18 protein-coding genes and 1 riboswitch are annotated in these 15,412 nt (G+C 73.1%); of the genes, 6 read left to right on the top strand and 12 right to left on the bottom strand.

Translation table 11 applies throughout. The features are described 5' to 3' along the window. Positions 1 to 21: 21 nt before the first annotated feature. A complete protein-coding gene (locus tag QUG92_RS04885; protein ID WP_289457919.1) occupies positions 22 to 1,191 on the bottom strand; it encodes a MalY/PatB family protein in 1,170 nt (389 codons plus the stop codon). A gap of 35 nt (positions 1,192 to 1,226) precedes the next feature. Then, positions 1,227 to 2,165 carry an SDR family oxidoreductase gene (locus QUG92_RS04880; protein WP_182046124.1) on the bottom strand — a complete coding sequence of 313 codons (939 nt, stop codon included), beginning with the start codon at positions 2,163 to 2,165 and terminating at the stop codon, positions 1,227 to 1,229. A gap of 122 nt (positions 2,166 to 2,287) precedes the next feature. Here QUG92_RS04880 and QUG92_RS04875 point away from each other — a divergent pair, with 122 nt between their 5' ends. The 3 genes from QUG92_RS04875 to QUG92_RS04865 all read left to right on the top strand — a co-directional run bounded on the left by QUG92_RS04875 (position 2,288) and on the right by QUG92_RS04865 (position 5,312). After that, positions 2,288 to 3,115 (top strand): helix-turn-helix transcriptional regulator, encoded by an 828-nt coding sequence (locus QUG92_RS04875; protein ID WP_289457918.1) that lies wholly within the window; start codon positions 2,288 to 2,290, stop codon positions 3,113 to 3,115. Positions 3,116 to 3,125: 10 nt separating this feature from the next. Then, positions 3,126 to 3,683, top strand: a complete 558-nt coding sequence (locus tag QUG92_RS04870; RefSeq protein ID WP_289457917.1) for a hypothetical protein — start codon at positions 3,126 to 3,128, stop codon at positions 3,681 to 3,683. A gap of 84 nt (positions 3,684 to 3,767) precedes the next feature. Beyond that, positions 3,768 to 5,312: an alpha-L-fucosidase gene (locus QUG92_RS04865; protein WP_182046127.1), complete on the top strand. Its 1,545-nt coding sequence runs from the start codon at positions 3,768 to 3,770 to the stop codon at positions 5,310 to 5,312. Positions 5,313 to 5,341: 29 nt separating this feature from the next. Here QUG92_RS04865 and QUG92_RS04860 read toward each other — a convergent pair whose 3' ends face one another. The 10 genes from QUG92_RS04860 to clpS all read right to left on the bottom strand — a co-directional run bounded on the left by QUG92_RS04860 (position 5,342) and on the right by clpS (position 12,243). Continuing rightward, the gene (locus QUG92_RS04860) at positions 5,342 to 5,746 is read right to left on the bottom strand and encodes a VOC family protein (protein ID WP_069713271.1); all 405 of its coding nucleotides are present in this window, start codon (positions 5,744 to 5,746) and stop codon (positions 5,342 to 5,344) included. A gap of 32 nt (positions 5,747 to 5,778) precedes the next feature. Then, positions 5,779 to 6,951, bottom strand: coding sequence for an N-acetylglucosamine-6-phosphate deacetylase (gene nagA / locus QUG92_RS04855; protein WP_289457916.1), 1,173 nt, complete (start codon positions 6,949 to 6,951; stop codon positions 5,779 to 5,781). Next, positions 6,948 to 7,355: a YrdB family protein gene (locus QUG92_RS04850; protein WP_182046129.1), complete on the bottom strand. Its 408-nt coding sequence runs from the start codon at positions 7,353 to 7,355 to the stop codon at positions 6,948 to 6,950. Before QUG92_RS04850 ends, nagA begins: the two co-directional genes overlap by 4 nt. Positions 7,356 to 7,364: 9 nt before the next feature. Then, positions 7,365 to 8,225, bottom strand: coding sequence for a formyltetrahydrofolate deformylase (gene purU / locus QUG92_RS04845; protein ID WP_259346100.1), 861 nt, complete (start codon positions 8,223 to 8,225; stop codon positions 7,365 to 7,367). Between the two features lie 114 nt (positions 8,226 to 8,339). After that, positions 8,340 to 8,552 carry a hypothetical protein gene (locus QUG92_RS04840; protein ID WP_141719001.1) on the bottom strand — a complete coding sequence of 71 codons (213 nt, stop codon included), beginning with the start codon at positions 8,550 to 8,552 and terminating at the stop codon, positions 8,340 to 8,342. Between the two features lie 54 nt (positions 8,553 to 8,606). After that, positions 8,607 to 9,932: an MFS transporter gene (locus tag QUG92_RS04835; RefSeq protein WP_289458377.1), complete on the bottom strand. Its 1,326-nt coding sequence runs from the start codon at positions 9,930 to 9,932 to the stop codon at positions 8,607 to 8,609. Between the two features lie 135 nt (positions 9,933 to 10,067). Continuing rightward, a complete protein-coding gene (locus QUG92_RS04830) occupies positions 10,068 to 10,487 on the bottom strand; it encodes a MarR family winged helix-turn-helix transcriptional regulator (RefSeq protein ID WP_069713274.1) in 420 nt (139 codons plus the stop codon). 57 nt (positions 10,488 to 10,544) lie between these two features. Then, on the bottom strand, positions 10,545 to 11,474 hold the full coding sequence (locus QUG92_RS04825) for a GNAT family N-acetyltransferase (protein WP_289457914.1): 930 nt from the start codon (positions 11,472 to 11,474) through the stop codon (positions 10,545 to 10,547). After that, entirely contained in the window at positions 11,471 to 11,947 is a 477-nt protein-coding gene (locus tag QUG92_RS04820; RefSeq protein WP_289457913.1) for a DUF2017 family protein, read from the bottom strand. Before QUG92_RS04820 ends, QUG92_RS04825 begins: the two co-directional genes overlap by 4 nt. After that, positions 11,944 to 12,243 carry an ATP-dependent Clp protease adapter ClpS gene (gene clpS, locus QUG92_RS04815; RefSeq protein ID WP_069713277.1) on the bottom strand — a complete coding sequence of 100 codons (300 nt, stop codon included), beginning with the start codon at positions 12,241 to 12,243 and terminating at the stop codon, positions 11,944 to 11,946. Before clpS ends, QUG92_RS04820 begins: the two co-directional genes overlap by 4 nt. 37 nt (positions 12,244 to 12,280) lie before the next feature. Continuing rightward, positions 12,281 to 12,366: riboswitch (ZMP/ZTP riboswitch) on the top strand. Between the two features lie 50 nt (positions 12,367 to 12,416). On the opposite strand from clpS, the gene glyA reads away from it, so the two are divergent. From glyA to QUG92_RS04800, 3 genes are all read left to right on the top strand, one after another. Further along, entirely contained in the window at positions 12,417 to 13,724 is a 1,308-nt protein-coding gene (gene glyA / locus QUG92_RS04810) for a serine hydroxymethyltransferase (RefSeq protein WP_434533040.1), read from the top strand. After that, positions 13,721 to 14,653 (top strand): tetrahydrofolate dehydrogenase/cyclohydrolase catalytic domain-containing protein, encoded by a 933-nt coding sequence (locus QUG92_RS04805; RefSeq protein WP_289457912.1) that lies wholly within the window; start codon positions 13,721 to 13,723, stop codon positions 14,651 to 14,653. Before glyA ends, QUG92_RS04805 begins: the two co-directional genes overlap by 4 nt. Positions 14,654 to 14,806: 153 nt before the next feature. Next, the gene (locus tag QUG92_RS04800; protein ID WP_289457911.1) at positions 14,807 to 15,256 is read left to right on the top strand and encodes a hypothetical protein; all 450 of its coding nucleotides are present in this window, start codon (positions 14,807 to 14,809) and stop codon (positions 15,254 to 15,256) included. Positions 15,257 to 15,412 lie beyond the last annotated feature (156 nt).

Here is a 15,412-nt window from a genome sequence, read left to right as displayed (position 1 = left end):
GGCGCGCCCGGCGGGCCGCGCTCAGCGGGCTGAGGCCAGCCGGGTGAGCCCCTCGCGCAGCGTCTCCTCGGAGCAGCCGAAGTTGAGCCGCACGTGGCCGGCGCCCTGGCGCCCGAAGTCCCGCCCGTCGGACAGCGCCACCGCCGCCCGCTCGAGCAGGACCACGGCGGGCCCGTCGCCCCACGGCAGGGCGCGCAGGTCGATCCAGGCGAGGTAGGACGCCTGCGGCTGCCGGTACCCGGCGCCGGGCAGGGCTGCACCGAGTTCCTCCGCGAGCACCCGTCGGTTCGTCGCGAGCTCGCCGAGCAGCGACGCGAGCCACGGTTCGCCGTCCCGGAACGCGGCGACGCTCGCGGTGTAGCCGAGGATCCCGGTCCGCTCGACGACCTCGACCGGCAGCCCGTCGAACCAGGCACGGGCCCGTTCCGATGCGCCGACCATGAGCGCGCACTTCGTCCCGGCGAGGTTCCACGCCTTGCTCGCGCTCGTCAGGGCGACGCCGTGCTCGACCGCTTCGGGACCGCACGTCAGGAACGGGGTGAAGGCGGCGTCGGCGTGGGTGAGCGGCGCGTGGATCTCGTCGGACACGACGACCGCGTCCCACTCGGCGGCCAGCCGTGCGAGCGCGACGAGGTCGTCCCGTGCGTGCACCAGGCCGAGCGGGTTGTGCGGGTTGCAGAGCAGGACCGTGCGGGCACCGCCGGCGAACGCCCGAGCGATGCCGTCGAGGTCGATGCGCCAGCCCGCCGTCGTGTCGAACGGGTCGGGGTCACCGTCGGGCGCGCGGAGCGGGACCTCGGTCACCGTGCCCCCGGCCTCGCGCACGTACTCCCAGAACGGCGGGTACACGGGCGGCATGACGACGACCTGGTCGCCCGGCTCGACCACGCGCCGGAGGACCTCGACCGCGGCCACCGACACGTCCGTGGTCGTCCGGACGAGGTCGGGATCGACGTCCCACCCCCACCGGCGTCCGGCGAAGTCGGCGAACACCTCGGGGAGCACCCGGGTGTGGCCGACGTAGCCGGTGTCACCGTCGCGGACCGCGCGCTCGAGGGCCTCGCGCACGGGCTCCGCCGGCACCGAGTCCATCTCCGCGACGAACATCGGCAGCACCTCGGGCGGGTGGGCCGTGTACTTCTCGCTCGTGCGCGTCCGCTGTGCTTCCGAGACGCTGACCATGACGCTCATGCGCACAGCCTGGCAGGCGGACCGCTCGCGTGTCGTCAGCGGACGGGTGCGCCGAGCAGCTGCTCCGACAGCTCCCACACGCGTCGGGCGTCCTCGGCGCTGCGCAGCGGCTTCCAGGGGTCGAGCGTCCCCGGTGCACCGCCGGCACCGCCCGGGCCGGTGGGGCCCACGAAGCCGCCGTCGCGCACGGCCGGGTCGGTCGCGGCGACGAGTGCCGGCAGTCCGGCGGTGCGCGGGGTCCCCACGAGCAGCCCGCGCCCGGACAACCAGCGGATGACCCGCACCGACGCGGTGTCGCCGCTCCGACCGAGTTCCGGACGGGCGGCGAGCAGGCTCGTCGGTGCGACGCCCGGGTGGGCGATGTTGCTCGTCACGCCCCACCCGTGCTCGTGGCTCCGCCGGGCGAGCTCGAGCCCGAACAGGCCGAACGCCAGCTTCGACTGCTGGTAGGCGCGCATGCCGTCGTAGCGGCGCTCCCAGTTCGGGTCGTCCCAGTTCATCCGACCGGTCCGTGCCGCCACGCTGATCTGGGACGTGACGTGCCCCCGTGCTGCGCGGAGCAGCGGCAGGAGCCCGCGGACGAGTGCGACGTGCCCGAGGTGGTTCGTGCCGAGCTGCAGCTCGAAGCCGTCCACGGTGGTCTGCCGCTCGGGCGGCGTCATCACGCCGGCGTTGCCGACGAGCAGATCGACCGGGGTGCCGTCGGCCACCATCGCGCCGGCGAAGGCGTCGACCGACGCGAGCGAGGACAGGTCGAGCGTCCCGAGCGAGACCCGCGCGTCGGGGTGCGTGCGGAGGACACGGTCGCGTGCGGCGGCACCCTTCGCGGGGTTCCGGACCGGCAGCACGACCTCGGCGCCGGCGCCGGCCAGTGCGGTCGCGATGCCGAGTCCGATGCCGTCGCTGCCGCCCGTCACGACGGCACGGGTGCCGTCCAGGCGGGGGAGGGTGATCTCGATGGGTCGTCTCGGCACGGTGGTCTCCTCGTCGTCGTCGCCCGCGGACCGGGCCGGTCTCAGCCTGCGACGCCGCCGCACCGTGAACCAGGACCTGACGAACCGTGGCTGCGGGGGCCGCGGACCCGGAGGATGGACGCATGACGGATCGATCGGAGTTCGGCGCCTTCCTGCGCGGCCGACGGGAGGCGCTGCAACCGTCCGACGTCGGCCTCCCGCCCGGGCAGCGGCGCCGGACCGCGGGCCTCCGGCGCGAGGAGGTCGCCTCGCTCTGCCACATGTCCGCCGACTACTACGCCCGGCTCGAGCGGGGGACCGGACCGCAGCCGTCCGAGCAGATGGTCGCCGCGATCGCGCAGGGGTTCCACCTGACGCGGCAGGAGCGCGACCACCTCTTCCGCCTCGCCGGACACCGTCCGCCCGAGTCCGGCGTCGGCACCGACCACGTCGGCCCGGGCATGATGCGCATCTTCGACCGGCTGGTCGACACCCCGGCCGAGGTCGTCTCGGAGCTCGGCGAGACCCTGCAGCAGACGCCGCTCGCCACCGCCCTGTTCGGCGACGCGAGCCAGCGCACCGGCCACGAGCGGTCGAGCGGGTGGCGCTGGTTCACCGAGCCGGGCGCGCGCGACCTGTTCCCGGTCGAGGACCGCGAGGCAACCTCCCGGCTGTACACGTCGTCGCTCCGCGAGGTCGTCGCACGGCGCGGTCCGGACTCCGCCGCTGCCCGGCTCGCGGACGACCTGCTCGATCGCTCCGACGAGTTCCGCGCGCTCTGGGACCGGCACGAGGTCGGACTCCGGCCCGGCACCGTGAAGCGGTACGACCACCCGGTCGTCGGCCGGCTCGAGCTGCACTGCCAGGTGCTGCTCGACCCGGAGCAGGCGCACGTGCTGCTCGTCTACACCGCGGTCCCCGGCACCGAGAGCCACGACCGGCTCCGCCTGCTCTCGGTGGTCGCCGCCTGAGGACGGTTGCGTGATCGTGACCACGCGCCGCCGCGGCATCGGCGACCATGGAGGCGTGCGACGGCGAGCGGGGACCGGGCTGGCGGCCGGGATGGTCGTGCCCGGAGTCGTGCTCGCGGTGGCGCTGAGCGGCTGCTCGGGGTTCTTCCCGGTGGCGTGCACCGCCGTCGGCTGGACCGACACGGTGGAGGTGCGCGTGCCGGGATCCGCGGAGCCGGCATCGGGTGTGGAGGGCGTCGGCTTCTGCCAGGAGCGCGGTTGCACCCCCGGACTCGTGGTCCGGGCTGCGCCGGTGCAGCCGGACGAGCCGGGGGACGCGACCCCTGCCGGTCCAGCAGACGCACCACCCGCGCCGACCTCGACCCTGCTGCCGTCGACCACGCACGAGGGGGACGTCTGGATCGTGTCGACGTCGATGGCGACGGCGGAACGCGGCCGCGTTGCCCTGTTCGGCGCCGACGACCGGGTGCTCGTGGAGCGGAGCGTCGACCTGCGGTGGGTCCGGACGGGCGGCTCCGAGCAGTGCGGCGGACCGTCCACGGCATCGGTCACCGTCGAGCTCCCCTGACCGGTCCGCGGGGCTGAGCCGACCGGCTCCCGACCGCGTCGGGTAGGCAGGGGGTGCAGCATCCGACGCACGAAGGAGTGCCCCATGCCGGACCGCCCCGCCCGCCTCGACCCGGAGTCGCTCCCCGACCCGGTCGACGTCAGCGACAACACCGAGGCCCTCCGCGCCGTCCGGGCCGTCGTCGACGCCGGTCCGTTCGACGCGACGTGGGAGTCCCTCGCCGCCTACGAGCCGCCTCGCTGGTACGAGGACGCGAAGTTCGGCGTCTTCCTGCACTGGGGCGTGTACTCCGTCCCGGCCTTCGGCAACGAGTGGTACTCCCGCGAGATGTACCGGGAGGGCACCGCGGCGTACGAGCACCACGTCGCGACGTACGGACCGCAGCGCGACTTCGGGTACAAGGACTTCATCCCGTCGTTCACGATGGAGCACTTCGACCCGACCGCCTGGGCAGCGCTCTTCCGACGGGCAGGAGCGCAGTTCGTCGTGCCCGTGGCCGAGCACCACGACGGGTTCGCGATGTACGACACCGCCCGCTCGCGGTGGAGCGCCGCGCGGATGGGCCCGGAGCGCGACGTGTTCGGGGACCTCTCGCGCGCCGTCGACGACGCCTGGATGGTGCGTGGCGCGTCGTCGCACCGCGCCGAGCACTGGTTCTTCATGAACGGCGGTGCGCGGTTCGAGTCCGACGTGCTCGACCCCCGGTGGAACGACTTCTACGGGCCGGCGCAGCGCGAGGAGACCGCCCCGACCGAGCGGTTCCTCGAGGACTGGCTGCTCCGCACCGTCGAGGTCATCGATCGCTACCGGCCGCAGGTGCTCTGGTTCGACTGGTGGATCGAACAGCCCGCGTTCGCGCCGGTGCTCCGGACGCTGGCCGCCTACTACTACAACCGGGCGGCCGAGTGGGGCCGCGAGGTCGTCATCAACCACAAGTGGGACGCCTTCGCACCGGGGACGGCCGTGTACGACATCGAACGCGGAGCGACGGCGAGGATCGAGCCCGTGGTGTGGCAGAACGACACGTCGGTGTCCCGGACCTCGTGGTGCTGGGTGGAGGGGCACGACTACAAGAGCGTGCGGGAACTCGTCGCCGAGCTCGTCGACGTCGTGTCCAAGCGCGGGGTGCTGCTGCTCAACGTCGGGCCGAAGCCGGACGGCACGATCCCGGTCGAGGAGCAGCGCCTGCTCGAGGGCATGGGTCGGTGGCTCGCACTGCACGGCGAAGCCGTCTACGGCACGCGGCCGTGGGTCGTGCCGTCGGAGGGGCCGACCGAGGTCACCGCGGGTTCGTTCGTCGACGAGGCCGCTCCGGTGTACACGGCGGAGGACGTGCGGTTCACGGTGCGGCACGACGTGACCGGTGACCACCTCTACGCGGTCGTGCTCGCGCAGCCCGGTGACGGGGTCGTGCGACTGCGGTCACTGCGGTCTGCGAGCGCGCTGCTGGACCGGGCGGTCAGCGACGTCGAGGTGCTCGGCTCCGGCACCGTGACGCGGTGGACCCGGACTCCGGACGCGCTCGAGGTCGTCGTCGAGGGATCGACGGCCGAGGACAGCGGACCCGTGCTGCGGATCTCGCTCACCCCGGTGCCGACGCAGCCCCGGCAGGACTTCCTGCACCAGTGACGCCGTGCAGCCCCCGGTGCGTGCCGGCCTCAGGAGCCCGGGGTCGCGGCGGGGTCCATCCAGAACGGCGACCAGTGGTACCCGTCCGGATCGTCGAACTGCCGCTGGTACATGAACGGGTACTCGTCGGTGTCGCCGATCCGCCCACCGGCCACACGGGCACGCTCGACCAGCTCGTCGACGGCCTCGCGGCTGTCGAGGTCGAACGACAGCGTGACCTTCGACGGGGTGTCCGGTCCGCCGACCAGGTCCTCGGTGCCCCCGACGCTGGCGTACACCTCGCGGCTGCTGAGCATGAGGAACTGGTCGGTGCCGAACGCGATGCACGAGACGTCGTCGCGCGACATCGACTCGACCAGGGACCAGCCGAGCGCGGTGTAGAAGGCGGTCGCACGTTCGACGCTCTCGACCGGACAGGCGATGTAGAGGCTCATGCGGTGATGGTCCCGCCGCACGAACCCAGTGGTCAAGCGTCGGGTGGAGTCAGCTCGCGTCCGGCGCCCCACACCCGACGCACGTCGAGCGACGGGGACAGCGCGACGAGGTCGGCGGCGTACCCGGGGGCGAGTCGACCCAGGCGGTCGCCGAGCCCGAGCGCGGCGGCGGGCACGCTGGTCAGGGCCGCGACGGCCTGCGGCAGGGTCCGGCCCGCGCCGTCGACGGCGTTCCGGAGCGCGGTGTCCTGGGTCAGCGTCGACCCCGCGATCGTGTCCGTGCCCGCGACGAGGGCGACACCGTCGGAGACGGTCACGGCGAGGGACCCGAGCAGGTAGGAGCCGTCCGCCGAGCCGGCCGCGCCCATCGCATCGGTGATCAGCGCCACCCGGCCCGGTGCGGCGTCGAACAGCATCGCGGCCACGGACGGGTCCACGTGCACGCCGTCGAGGATGAGCTCGAGGGTCACCCGCTCGTCGGCCACGGCGGCGACGATCGGCCCCGGCGCCCGGTGGTGGATCCCCGGCATCGCGTTGAACGCGTGCGTCAGGACCGTCGCGCCGGCGTCGAACGCGGCCCGGGCATGGTCGGACGAGCAGACGGTGTGCCCCACGGCGACCGTGACCCCGGCGTCGACGAACCGGCGCACGGCGCCGAGCGCTCCCGGCAGTTCGGGCGCAATCGTCACCTGGCGGAGGAGCCCCGCGCCGGCCTCGAGCAGGGCGTCCACCGCGGTCGGGGTCGGGTCGACCAGGAACGACTCGTTGTGCGCGCCCTTGTTGTGCGGGGAGAGGAACGGTCCCTCGAGGTGCACGCCGAGCACGAGCGGGTCGCCCGCAGCGACGGCGCGGATGTGCTCGAGCGACGCGGCGAGTGCCGGCACGGGGTTCGCGACGAGGGAGAGGACCGAGCGGGTCGTGCCGTGTGCCCGGTGCACCGCGAGGGCGGCGTCGAACGCCTCGTCCTCGTAGGCCGCTCCGCCCCCGCCGTGCCCGTGCAGGTCGACGAAGCCGGGCGTCAGCACCGCGTCGCCGAGGTCGACGACCTCGTCCGCCGCGGGCACCGCGCTGGTGCCGGACCCGACCGCGTCGATCACGTCACCGGCGAGCAGGACCCAGCCGTCGGTCGTGGTGCCGGACACGTCGACGAGGTGACGGGCGCGGACCAGCGTGCGCCGCGCCTCCAGACCGGAGCCCGAGCTCACGCCGTCTCCCGACGGAACGCGACCACCCCGGACAGCGCCGCGACCAGGACGAACACGAGGCCCACGAGCGGCAGGCCGATCGAGACCCAGCACGCGCCGGCTGCGATCACCAGGGCGGTCTCGACGATGACCTTGCCCACCACGTCCGTGTCGATCGGCGACCGCGGCGACCGGAACAGGTACCACACGACGGCCGCGAACAGCGGCGTCCCGATCGCGAAGAGGTAGCCCGGCCACGGCAGGATCCACGACCAGTACCCCCAGAACGCCAGCGAGAACAGGCCGAACGCGCACACGACGATCCGCAGCACCGTCCACCCGGACACACGACGGCGGGGACGGTCGGCGTCGACCGGCGGCGGGACCTCGCCCCAGTCGACCGGGCTCTGCGGTGCGTTCGTCATGCGCTGTGCCTACTTGAAGATGATCGTGCGGGCGCCGTCGAGGAGCACGCGGTCCTCGGCGATCCAGCGCACCGCCTGGGTGAGCGTGCGGGACTCCTCGTCCTGGCCGATGGAGACCAGCTCGGCGGGGTCCTTCGTGTGGTCCACGCGGACGACGTTCTGCTCGATGATCGGCCCCTCGTCGAGGTCGCTCGTGACGAAGTGCGCCGTCGCCCCGATGAGCTTCACACCGCGCGCGTGCGCCTGCCGGTACGGGTTCGCGCCCTTGAAGCCGGGCAGGAACGAGTGGTGGATGTTGACCGCGCGGCCCGCGAGCGCGGCGCACAGCTCCGGCGACAGGATCTGCATGTAGCGGGCGAGGACGACGAGCTCGATGTCGTGCTCCTCGACCGCCTCGAGGATGCGCTGCTCCATGGCCTGCTTCGAGGCCGCGTCGGTGACCGGCCGGTGCTCGAACGGCACGGAGTGGAACGCCGCCAGGCCGGCCAGGTCGCCGTGGTTCGACAGGACGAGCGGGACCTCGATCGGCAGCTGCCCGCCGCGCTGGCGGTACAGCAGGTCGTTCAGGCAGTGCCCCGCCTTCGACACGAGCACGAGCGTGCGCATCGGGCGACCCACGACGTCGAGCTGCACCCGGGCGTCGTAGCGCTCGACCACGGGCGCCAGCGCCTGCTCGAAGGTCTCGCGGTCGACGGGTGCCATGACCTGCAGCCGCATGAAGAACGAGTTCGTGTCGGCGCTCGAGAACTGCTGCGACTCGGTGATGTTGCCGTGTGCCGCGACGACGGCTCCGGACACGGCGTGCACGATCCCGGGCTGGTCGTCGCAGACGAGCGTGAGGGTCCAGTGCGTGGGGATCGGGTCGGTCACGGCATCAGGGTACCGGCCCGGGTCGGCACGTTCCGGCGGGCGTCGGGCGGACGGGAGGCGCGGGGTGCGTCCGGTGCGCCGGCCGCCGGTCGCTTCGGAGCGTGGCCGGTGTCGTCAGCGTCGGTGCGCGAGGAGCCGGCGCACGAAGTACACCTCGAGGCAGACCGCGAGCACCGTGACGGCCACCGCCATGCCGACGTACGTCGCACCGCGTCCGGCGTTCACCACCGCGAAGACCGGGGCGGCGATGCAGATGATCCCGCAGATCACGACGTTCCAGACCGCGCCGGCCCTGGTGCTGCTGTCGAACCCGCCGCCGTGCGTCATGCCCGTCACGCTACCGGCGCACGGCGCCGGCGTCCGCCTGCTCAGCGGGCTGCGTCAGGCGGCGTCCGCCCGGGCGAGCGCCCGGTCGGCGAGCGTCAGGACGCTGAGGAGCACGGCGATGCCGAGCATCACCCAGCCGAGCACGTGCAGGTCCGGGGTCGTCGGGGCCTGGCCGAACACCCCGCCGATGAGCGACGACGCCGCGATCGCCCCGATGTAGATGCTCGTGCGGGACAGGCCCGCAGCCGTGCCGATGTACTCGGACGGTACGACCTTGTAGAGCGCCGCCTGGTTCGACACCGAGGCGAGGGCCTGCGGCACCCCGAACAGCGCCGGGACGACGATCAGCAGCACGAGCGGCGACCCCGCGTGCAGGAGCAGGAGGAGCCCGGCGCCGAGGAGCGGCGTGAGCGCTGCGACGACGAGGGGCCGGCGGACCGCGGTCTTCCGGGCCACCAGGAACGAGACGACCCCGGCGACGACGGCGGCCGGCAGCTGCAGGTACCCGGCGACGTCGCTCGAGTAGCCCGCGACGTCCTGCACCCACTGCGAGAACCCGTAGGTCATCGTGTAGGCGAGCAGGTACGTCAGGAAGAGCCGGCCGTACGTGCGTGACAGCGCCCCGTTCCGGACGAGCAGCCGCACGTCGACGAACGGCTTCGTCGCCCGGAGCTCCCACAGTACGAGCGCGACGAGGAGCACGATCGCGGTCGCGAGCAGCCACCAGAGCCCGGCGGACAGGTCGAGCAGGAACACCAGGAGCGCCGAGACGGCCCCGGTCATCAGGACCATGCCGAGCGGGTCGAGCGCGGTGCGGACCGGGAGCCGGTCGGCGTCGCGCGGGCGGAGCCGGTCGGACGGCAGCCAGAGCGCCGCGACGACGATGCCGAACACCGCGAGGGGGACGTTCACCAGGAAGATCGCGTGCCACCCGAACGCCGCGATGAGGGCGCCGCCGAGGGGCGGTCCGGCTGCCGCGGACACGAGCGAGGTGATCGAGAGGGCCCCGAGGACTAGGGGCGGTGTCGGCTTCCCGATGCGTGCCGAGTGCTGCCGCAGCGTCGTGAGCGCCGCCGGGTACGCCGACGAGGTCCCGATGCCGATGAGCACCCGCGCGGTGACCGCCCCGCCGAAGCCGGTCAGGAACTCGGGGACGAGGCCGGCGACCCCGACGATGACGAGTCCGGTGAGGAAGACCTTCTTCGGGCCGAACCGGTCGGCGAGCTTGCCCATCGTCGGCTGTGCGATCGCGCTCGCCAGGTACAGCGCGGCGACGAGCCAGATCGCCTGGGAGGCACCGATGCCGAGGTCACGGGAGATCGGCGCGAGGGCCACCGACACCATCGTCGTGTTGATGGGGTTGAGGAGCGGACCGACCAGGACGGGGACGAGGAGCTTCGGGCCGAAGCCGCTGCCGGTGTCCCCGGGGGCGACGGTGGGCGAGGGGGAGGTCGAGGTGGACGTGGTGGGCTTCTTCCCGGGGTCGGAACGGTGCAGGTCGGTCGTGGGTGTGGGTCAGTCGTCGGTCAGCGGCAGGAGGATCGCGAGGGCCCGGGCGACGGCCGCGCGGTCGTCCTCGGGCAGCGCGGACAGCCGGTCGGCGAGCACGCGCGTGCGGGTGGTCCAGGCGTCCTCACGCGCGCGGGACCCGGTCTCGGTCGCGCGGACGAGCGTGCGGCGGCCGTCGGCGGGGTCCGGTCGGCGGTCGACCAGGCCGAGGTCGACGAGCGCCTGCACGGTCGCACCCATCGACTGCGGGCGGACGCCCTCGGCCCGGGCGAGGTCGGCGACCGTGCTCTCGCCGTGGCGGAGCAGCCGACCGAGCGCTGCGGTCTGCGATGCGGTGACCTCGTCGGCCTTGCCCGTCAGGAGCGTGCGACGGATGCGGCCGTGCAGGGTCAGCAGGTCGTCGGCGAGCGCGAAGTCCGGTTCCACACCGGTACGGTACGCCTCAGCAGGGCAACTTGCAAGGTTGCCTTCTGAAAGCGATCCTCAGCGCTCGAACACCATCCGCCGCTTCGTGACGGTGGCGCCCGCGCGCTCGAACGCCCGCCGCATCGGGGCGTTGTCCGCGTCGGTCGTCGCCACGACCCGCGGCTCCCCGGCGGCGGTGTGGATGCGGAGCGCCTCGGCGAGGAGCCCGTCGACGATGCCCTTCCCGCGGTGCTGCGGCAGGACGCCGATGGAGCTGACCGCTGCGTCGTAGGCGGTCCGGGTCGCGAGCACGAAGCCGACGACGAGGCCGTCGTCGTCCTCGGCGATGCGCCAGTCCTCGCGCCGACCGGGCAGGCAGCGGTAGAAGTCGAGGTCGTCGAGCGCGGTGCCGCGCACCCCGAGCTCCGCGACGGTCGCGCGGGTGTGGGCGTCGAGCGATCCGACGGTCACCCGCGCGAACAGGTCGGTGAACTCGTCGTCGTCGCCGCCGCGGAACCGGAGGCGCGGCGTCGTGGGCGCGACGGCGGCCGTGGGGTGCTCCCAAGCGACGCTGACCCGCTCGGTCGACCGGGCGAGCCCCGCCTGCCGCGCCGCCTCGGTGCGCCAGGCCACCGCCGCGACCGCCTCCGGGTCGTCGTGCCAGTCCACCGCCAGGTCGACGATCCACTCGGGCACGGCGCCGAACGACGCGGTACCCACCCGGATCAGGGCCGCCGCGATCGTCACCCGGTCGTCGTCGTCCGACGGTGCCACCAGGAGGTCGTCCAGGGTCGACGGAGCACCGGCGTCGGCGCCGCCCCACCAGAGCGCCCGACCCACGGGACGGCCGTCGCGCACCGCGAGGAACGACCACTCCGGTCGGTGGTTGCCCGTCAGCGACTCCTGCCGGTACCGGTCCGGACGGGTCCACGAGACCGGAGCCGATGTCGAGAACGCGAGCAGGGCCTCCAGATCGGCTGCCGTGGACGCCCGGACGCTGACGGTCACCGTGCGGACGTGAGCGTCGTGACCAGGTGCTCCTGCACGTACCCGAGCCAGTCGTAGACGTCGCGGAGTCCGACGCCGGTCGACCCGCCGGACGACGACTCCTCGGTCTCGGCGTCCACGATGCCGAGCCGCTCCGCGATGGTGAGCCGCAGGTCGGTGAGGCAGCGGAGCCACGCCTGCTCGTCCTCGGGCTCGAGCGCGCCGTCACGGGCGCCCGTCAGCCACGCGAGGACGACGCCCGCGTTCGTGGTCTTCTGCGTCAGGAGGTCCGAGCGGGTGTACCGCGCGAACTCCTCGCTCGCCTCGGCGTCCTCCGGGTAGGCGACCGGGAACATGCGCGTCGCGACCGGGTCCTCGTCGAGGTCGCCGCCGAGCACCTGCTGCAGCTGTTCGACCAGGCTCGCCAGCACGGAGCGCTCGCCGGAGGACAGCCCGAGGTGCACGCCGTCCCGACGCCGCACGAACGGGATCACGCGTCCGCTCCGGGGGCACGCTCGACGGTCGCCTGCAGGCCGAACCCGTGCATCGCCTCGACGTGCCGCTCCATCGCCTCACGGGCCCCGGTCGCGACGATCGCCCGACCGTCGACGTGCACCTGGCGCATGAGGCGGTCCGCGTGCTCGCGCCCGAAGCCGAAGTAGCTCTGGAAGACGTACGTCACGTAGGACATGAGGTTGACCGGGTCGTCCCAGACCACCGTGGTCCACGGGACGTCGTACCGGGCGCGGAGATCGGTGCGCTCGTCGAGCTCCGGGCTGCTCAGGGTCATGCACCAAGGGTGACACGAACCGGCACGCTCGGTACGATCGACGGGTCGCGACTGGCGTTGGATGGGTCACCATCGGGGAGCGACACCTGACACGGAGCGCTGCCGTACGCCTGGGCAGTGCCCATCCGTCCACCTCGTCGCGTCCGCGCGGCGATCAGACAACGAGGAGTCCCGTGTCCATCACCGATCTGCCCGCTGCGTCCACGCAGCCCACGAACGCCACGCCGACCAGCTTCAACGCCCCCCTCGCCGAGGTCGACCCCGAGATCGCCGCGGTCCTGCAGAACGAGCTCGGTCGCCAGCGCGACACCCTCGAGATGATCGCGTCCGAGAACTTCGTGCCGCGCGCCGTCCTCGAGTCGCAGGGCTCCGTCCTGACGAACAAGTACGCCGAGGGCTACCCGGGCAAGCGTTACTACGGCGGCTGCGAGTTCGTCGACGTCGCCGAGCAGCTCGCCATCGACCGCGCGAAGGCCCTGTTCGGCGCTGCGTACGCGAACGTGCAGCCGCACTCCGGCGCCAGTGCGAACGCCGCCGTCCTGCACGCCATCGCCTCCGCCGGCGACACCATCCTCGGTCTCGAGCTCGCCCACGGCGGCCACCTGACCCACGGCATGAAGCTGAACTTCTCCGGCCGCATCTACAACGCCGTGTCCTACGGCGTCGACCCGGACACCTTCGAGGTCGACTACGACGACATCCGCGCGAAGGCGATCGAGCACCAGCCGAAGGTGCTCATCGCCGGCTGGTCGGCGTACCCGCGTCAGCTCGACTTCGCGAAGTTCCGCGAGATCGCCGACGAGGTCGGCGCCACGCTCTGGGTCGACATGGCGCACTTCGCCGGGCTCGTCGCCGCGGGCCTGCACCCGTCGCCGCTGCCGCACGCCCACGTGGTGTCGTCGACGGTGCACAAGACGCTCGCCGGTCCCCGTTCGGGCATCATCCTGTCCAACGAGGAGTCGCTCTTCAAGAAGCTGAACTCCGCGGTGTTCCCGGGCCAGCAGGGCGGCCCGCTCATGCACGTGATCGCCGCCAAGGCCACCGCGTTCCTGCTCGCGGCGACGCCCGAGTTCAAGGACCGCCAGGAGCGCACGCTCCGTGGCGCGAAGGCGTTGGCGGACCGGCTCACGCAGGACGACGCGAAGGCCGCCGGCATCGACGTCCTCACCGGTGGCACCGACGTGCACCTGGTGCTCGTCGACCTGCGCGAGTCCGAGGTCGACGGCAAGCAGGCCGAGGACCTCCTGCACGAGGTCGGCATCACCGTGAACCGCAACTCGGTGCCGTTCGACCCGCGGCCGCCGATGGTCACCTCGGGTGTCCGCATCGGCACCTCGGCGCTGGCGACCCGCGGCTTCGGCGACGCCGAGTTCACCGAGGTGGCGGACGTCATCGCGCTGACCCTCATGCCGGAGCCGGACATCGCCGCGCTCTCGGCCCGGGTGAAGGCCCTCACCGACGCGTTCCCGCTCTACGCGTGAGCGGCGCCGTGGCAGACCTGCCGCGGGCGCTCTGGGCGGGGGAGGGCAGTGCCGTCCGCATCGACGGCACCGCCCTCGCCGCCCGCACGCTCGACGACCTGAAGGTCCGCATCGACCGGTTGCACGACCACGGCTTCCGGCCCGGCCTCGGCACGATCATGGTCGGGCAGAACCCGGGTTCGGTGTCGTACGTCGCGGGCAAGCACCGGGACTCGGCGCTGATCGGGCTCGACTCGATCCGCATCGACCTGCCGGAGTCGGCCAGTGCAGCGGACATCCGCGCGGCGATCCTGCAGATGAACGACGACCCCCGGGTCACCGCGTTCATCGTGCAGCTCCCGCTGCCGCAGGGCATCGACCCGATCCCGATGCTCGAGCTGATGAACCCGGCGAAGGACGCCGACGGCCTGCACCCGACCAACCTCGGTGAGCTCGTGCTCGCCGTCCCCGGTGGTGCCGGCACGATCGACGCGCCGCTGCCGTGCACCCCGCGGGGCATCGTCGCGATGCTCGAGGCGTACGAGGTCCCGATCCGGGGTCGGCACGTCACGATCATCGGCCAGGGCCTGACGGTCGGGCGTCCGCTCGGCCTGCTGCTCACCCGGCTCGAGGCCACCGCAACCCTCACCCATTCCCTCACCGAGGACGTCGCCGCCGAGTGCCGTCGCGCCGACATCATCGTCGCGGCGGCCGGGGTCGCGGGACTCGTGCGCCCGGACTGGGTCAAGCCCGGGGCAGCGGTCATCGACGTGGGCATCAGCCGGATCGTCGACGAGACGACCGGCAAGGCGAAGCTCCGTGGTGACGTCGACCCGTCGGTCGCGTCGGTCGCCGGCTTCCTGTCGCCCACGCCAGGCGGCGTCGGCCCGATGACCCGCGCGATGCTCATGAAGAACGTCGTCGAGGCGGCCGAGCGCCACCTGCGGTAGCGCGAGCCCGGTCGACCGAGACTCGGCCAGGCGGACACTTCCGTCCCCTGTGCAGGACGGGACTGTCCGCTCGGCCGAGTCTCGGTGTGCGGCTTCGGACGGGAGGCGCGGATCACCCCCGCCGTGCGCCTCCCGCGGTGCTACGGTCACGTCATGGGGGACGAACGACAGCTGACCGAACCGGTGCTGCGCCCGCGGCCCGAGCCGTCGCAGCTCACGAAGGACGCCCGCTGGCTGGTCCTCATCGTGGTGCTCTGCGTCCTGTTCCAGCAGCCCGGCTCGAGCTGGAGCACGACCTTCGTCCACGCCGGGCAGGAGTTCGACTTCCGGTCGTCGCCGGCCCTCGGGACGACGCTCCTGACCGTCGGCATCGCCCTCGTCGGGTTCGCCGTCGCGGTCGCCCGTCGAGGCGCGAGCCGCGTCGACGAGCACACCGTGATGGGACTCACCCTCGCCGGCGTGCTCGGTGTCACCGCGGCCGTGTGGCTGCTCATGCCCGTGCAGACGGCGTGGGTGCAGTGGGCAGTCGAGCACGGTCGGACGCACCCGTTCGTGCTCGGGAACGTCGTCGAGACGACGCGGTACGCCGACTACGGAGGCTGACCGGCGGGCCGGTCGGCCGCTCGTGGCCGTGCAGCGCTCGCCGCAGACCGTCCTGACCCCGCACAACGAGAAGCGGGGGGCGGCCCCGGGGGTGGGGGGCGGGGGGGCCGCCGGGGGGTGGGGTGGGCGGGGCGGGGGGGCGGGCGCCGGGGGGGG

The sequence above is a fragment of the Curtobacterium citri genome, assembly GCF_030362955.1.
Lineage (GTDB): Bacteria > Actinomycetota > Actinomycetes > Actinomycetales > Microbacteriaceae > Curtobacterium > Curtobacterium citri.
This window is presented reverse-complemented; position numbering and strand designations above follow the sequence as displayed.

What these genes read in the sequence shown, in the direction of transcription:
- QUG92_RS04865 (WP_182046127.1), top strand. Translation starts at nt 3,768, where the DNA reads ATGCCGGACCGCCCCGCCCGCCTCGACCCGGAGTCGCTCCCCGACCCG.
- QUG92_RS04850 (WP_182046129.1), bottom strand. Translation starts at nt 7,355, where the DNA reads ATGACGAACGCACCGCAGAGCCCGGTCGACTGGGGCGAGGTCCCGCCG.
- QUG92_RS04875 (WP_289457918.1), top strand. Translation starts at nt 2,288, where the DNA reads ATGACGGATCGATCGGAGTTCGGCGCCTTCCTGCGCGGCCGACGGGAG.
- QUG92_RS04885 (WP_289457919.1), bottom strand. Translation starts at nt 1,191, where the DNA reads ATGAGCGTCATGGTCAGCGTCTCGGAAGCACAGCGGACGCGCACGAGC.
- clpS (WP_069713277.1), bottom strand. Translation starts at nt 12,243, where the DNA reads ATGACCCTGAGCAGCCCGGAGCTCGACGAGCGCACCGATCTCCGCGCC.
- QUG92_RS04860 (WP_069713271.1), bottom strand. Translation starts at nt 5,746, where the DNA reads ATGAGCCTCTACATCGCCTGTCCGGTCGAGAGCGTCGAACGTGCGACC.
- QUG92_RS04800 (WP_289457911.1), top strand. Translation starts at nt 14,807, where the DNA reads ATGGGGGACGAACGACAGCTGACCGAACCGGTGCTGCGCCCGCGGCCC.
- QUG92_RS04840 (WP_141719001.1), bottom strand. Translation starts at nt 8,552, where the DNA reads ATGACGCACGGCGGCGGGTTCGACAGCAGCACCAGGGCCGGCGCGGTC.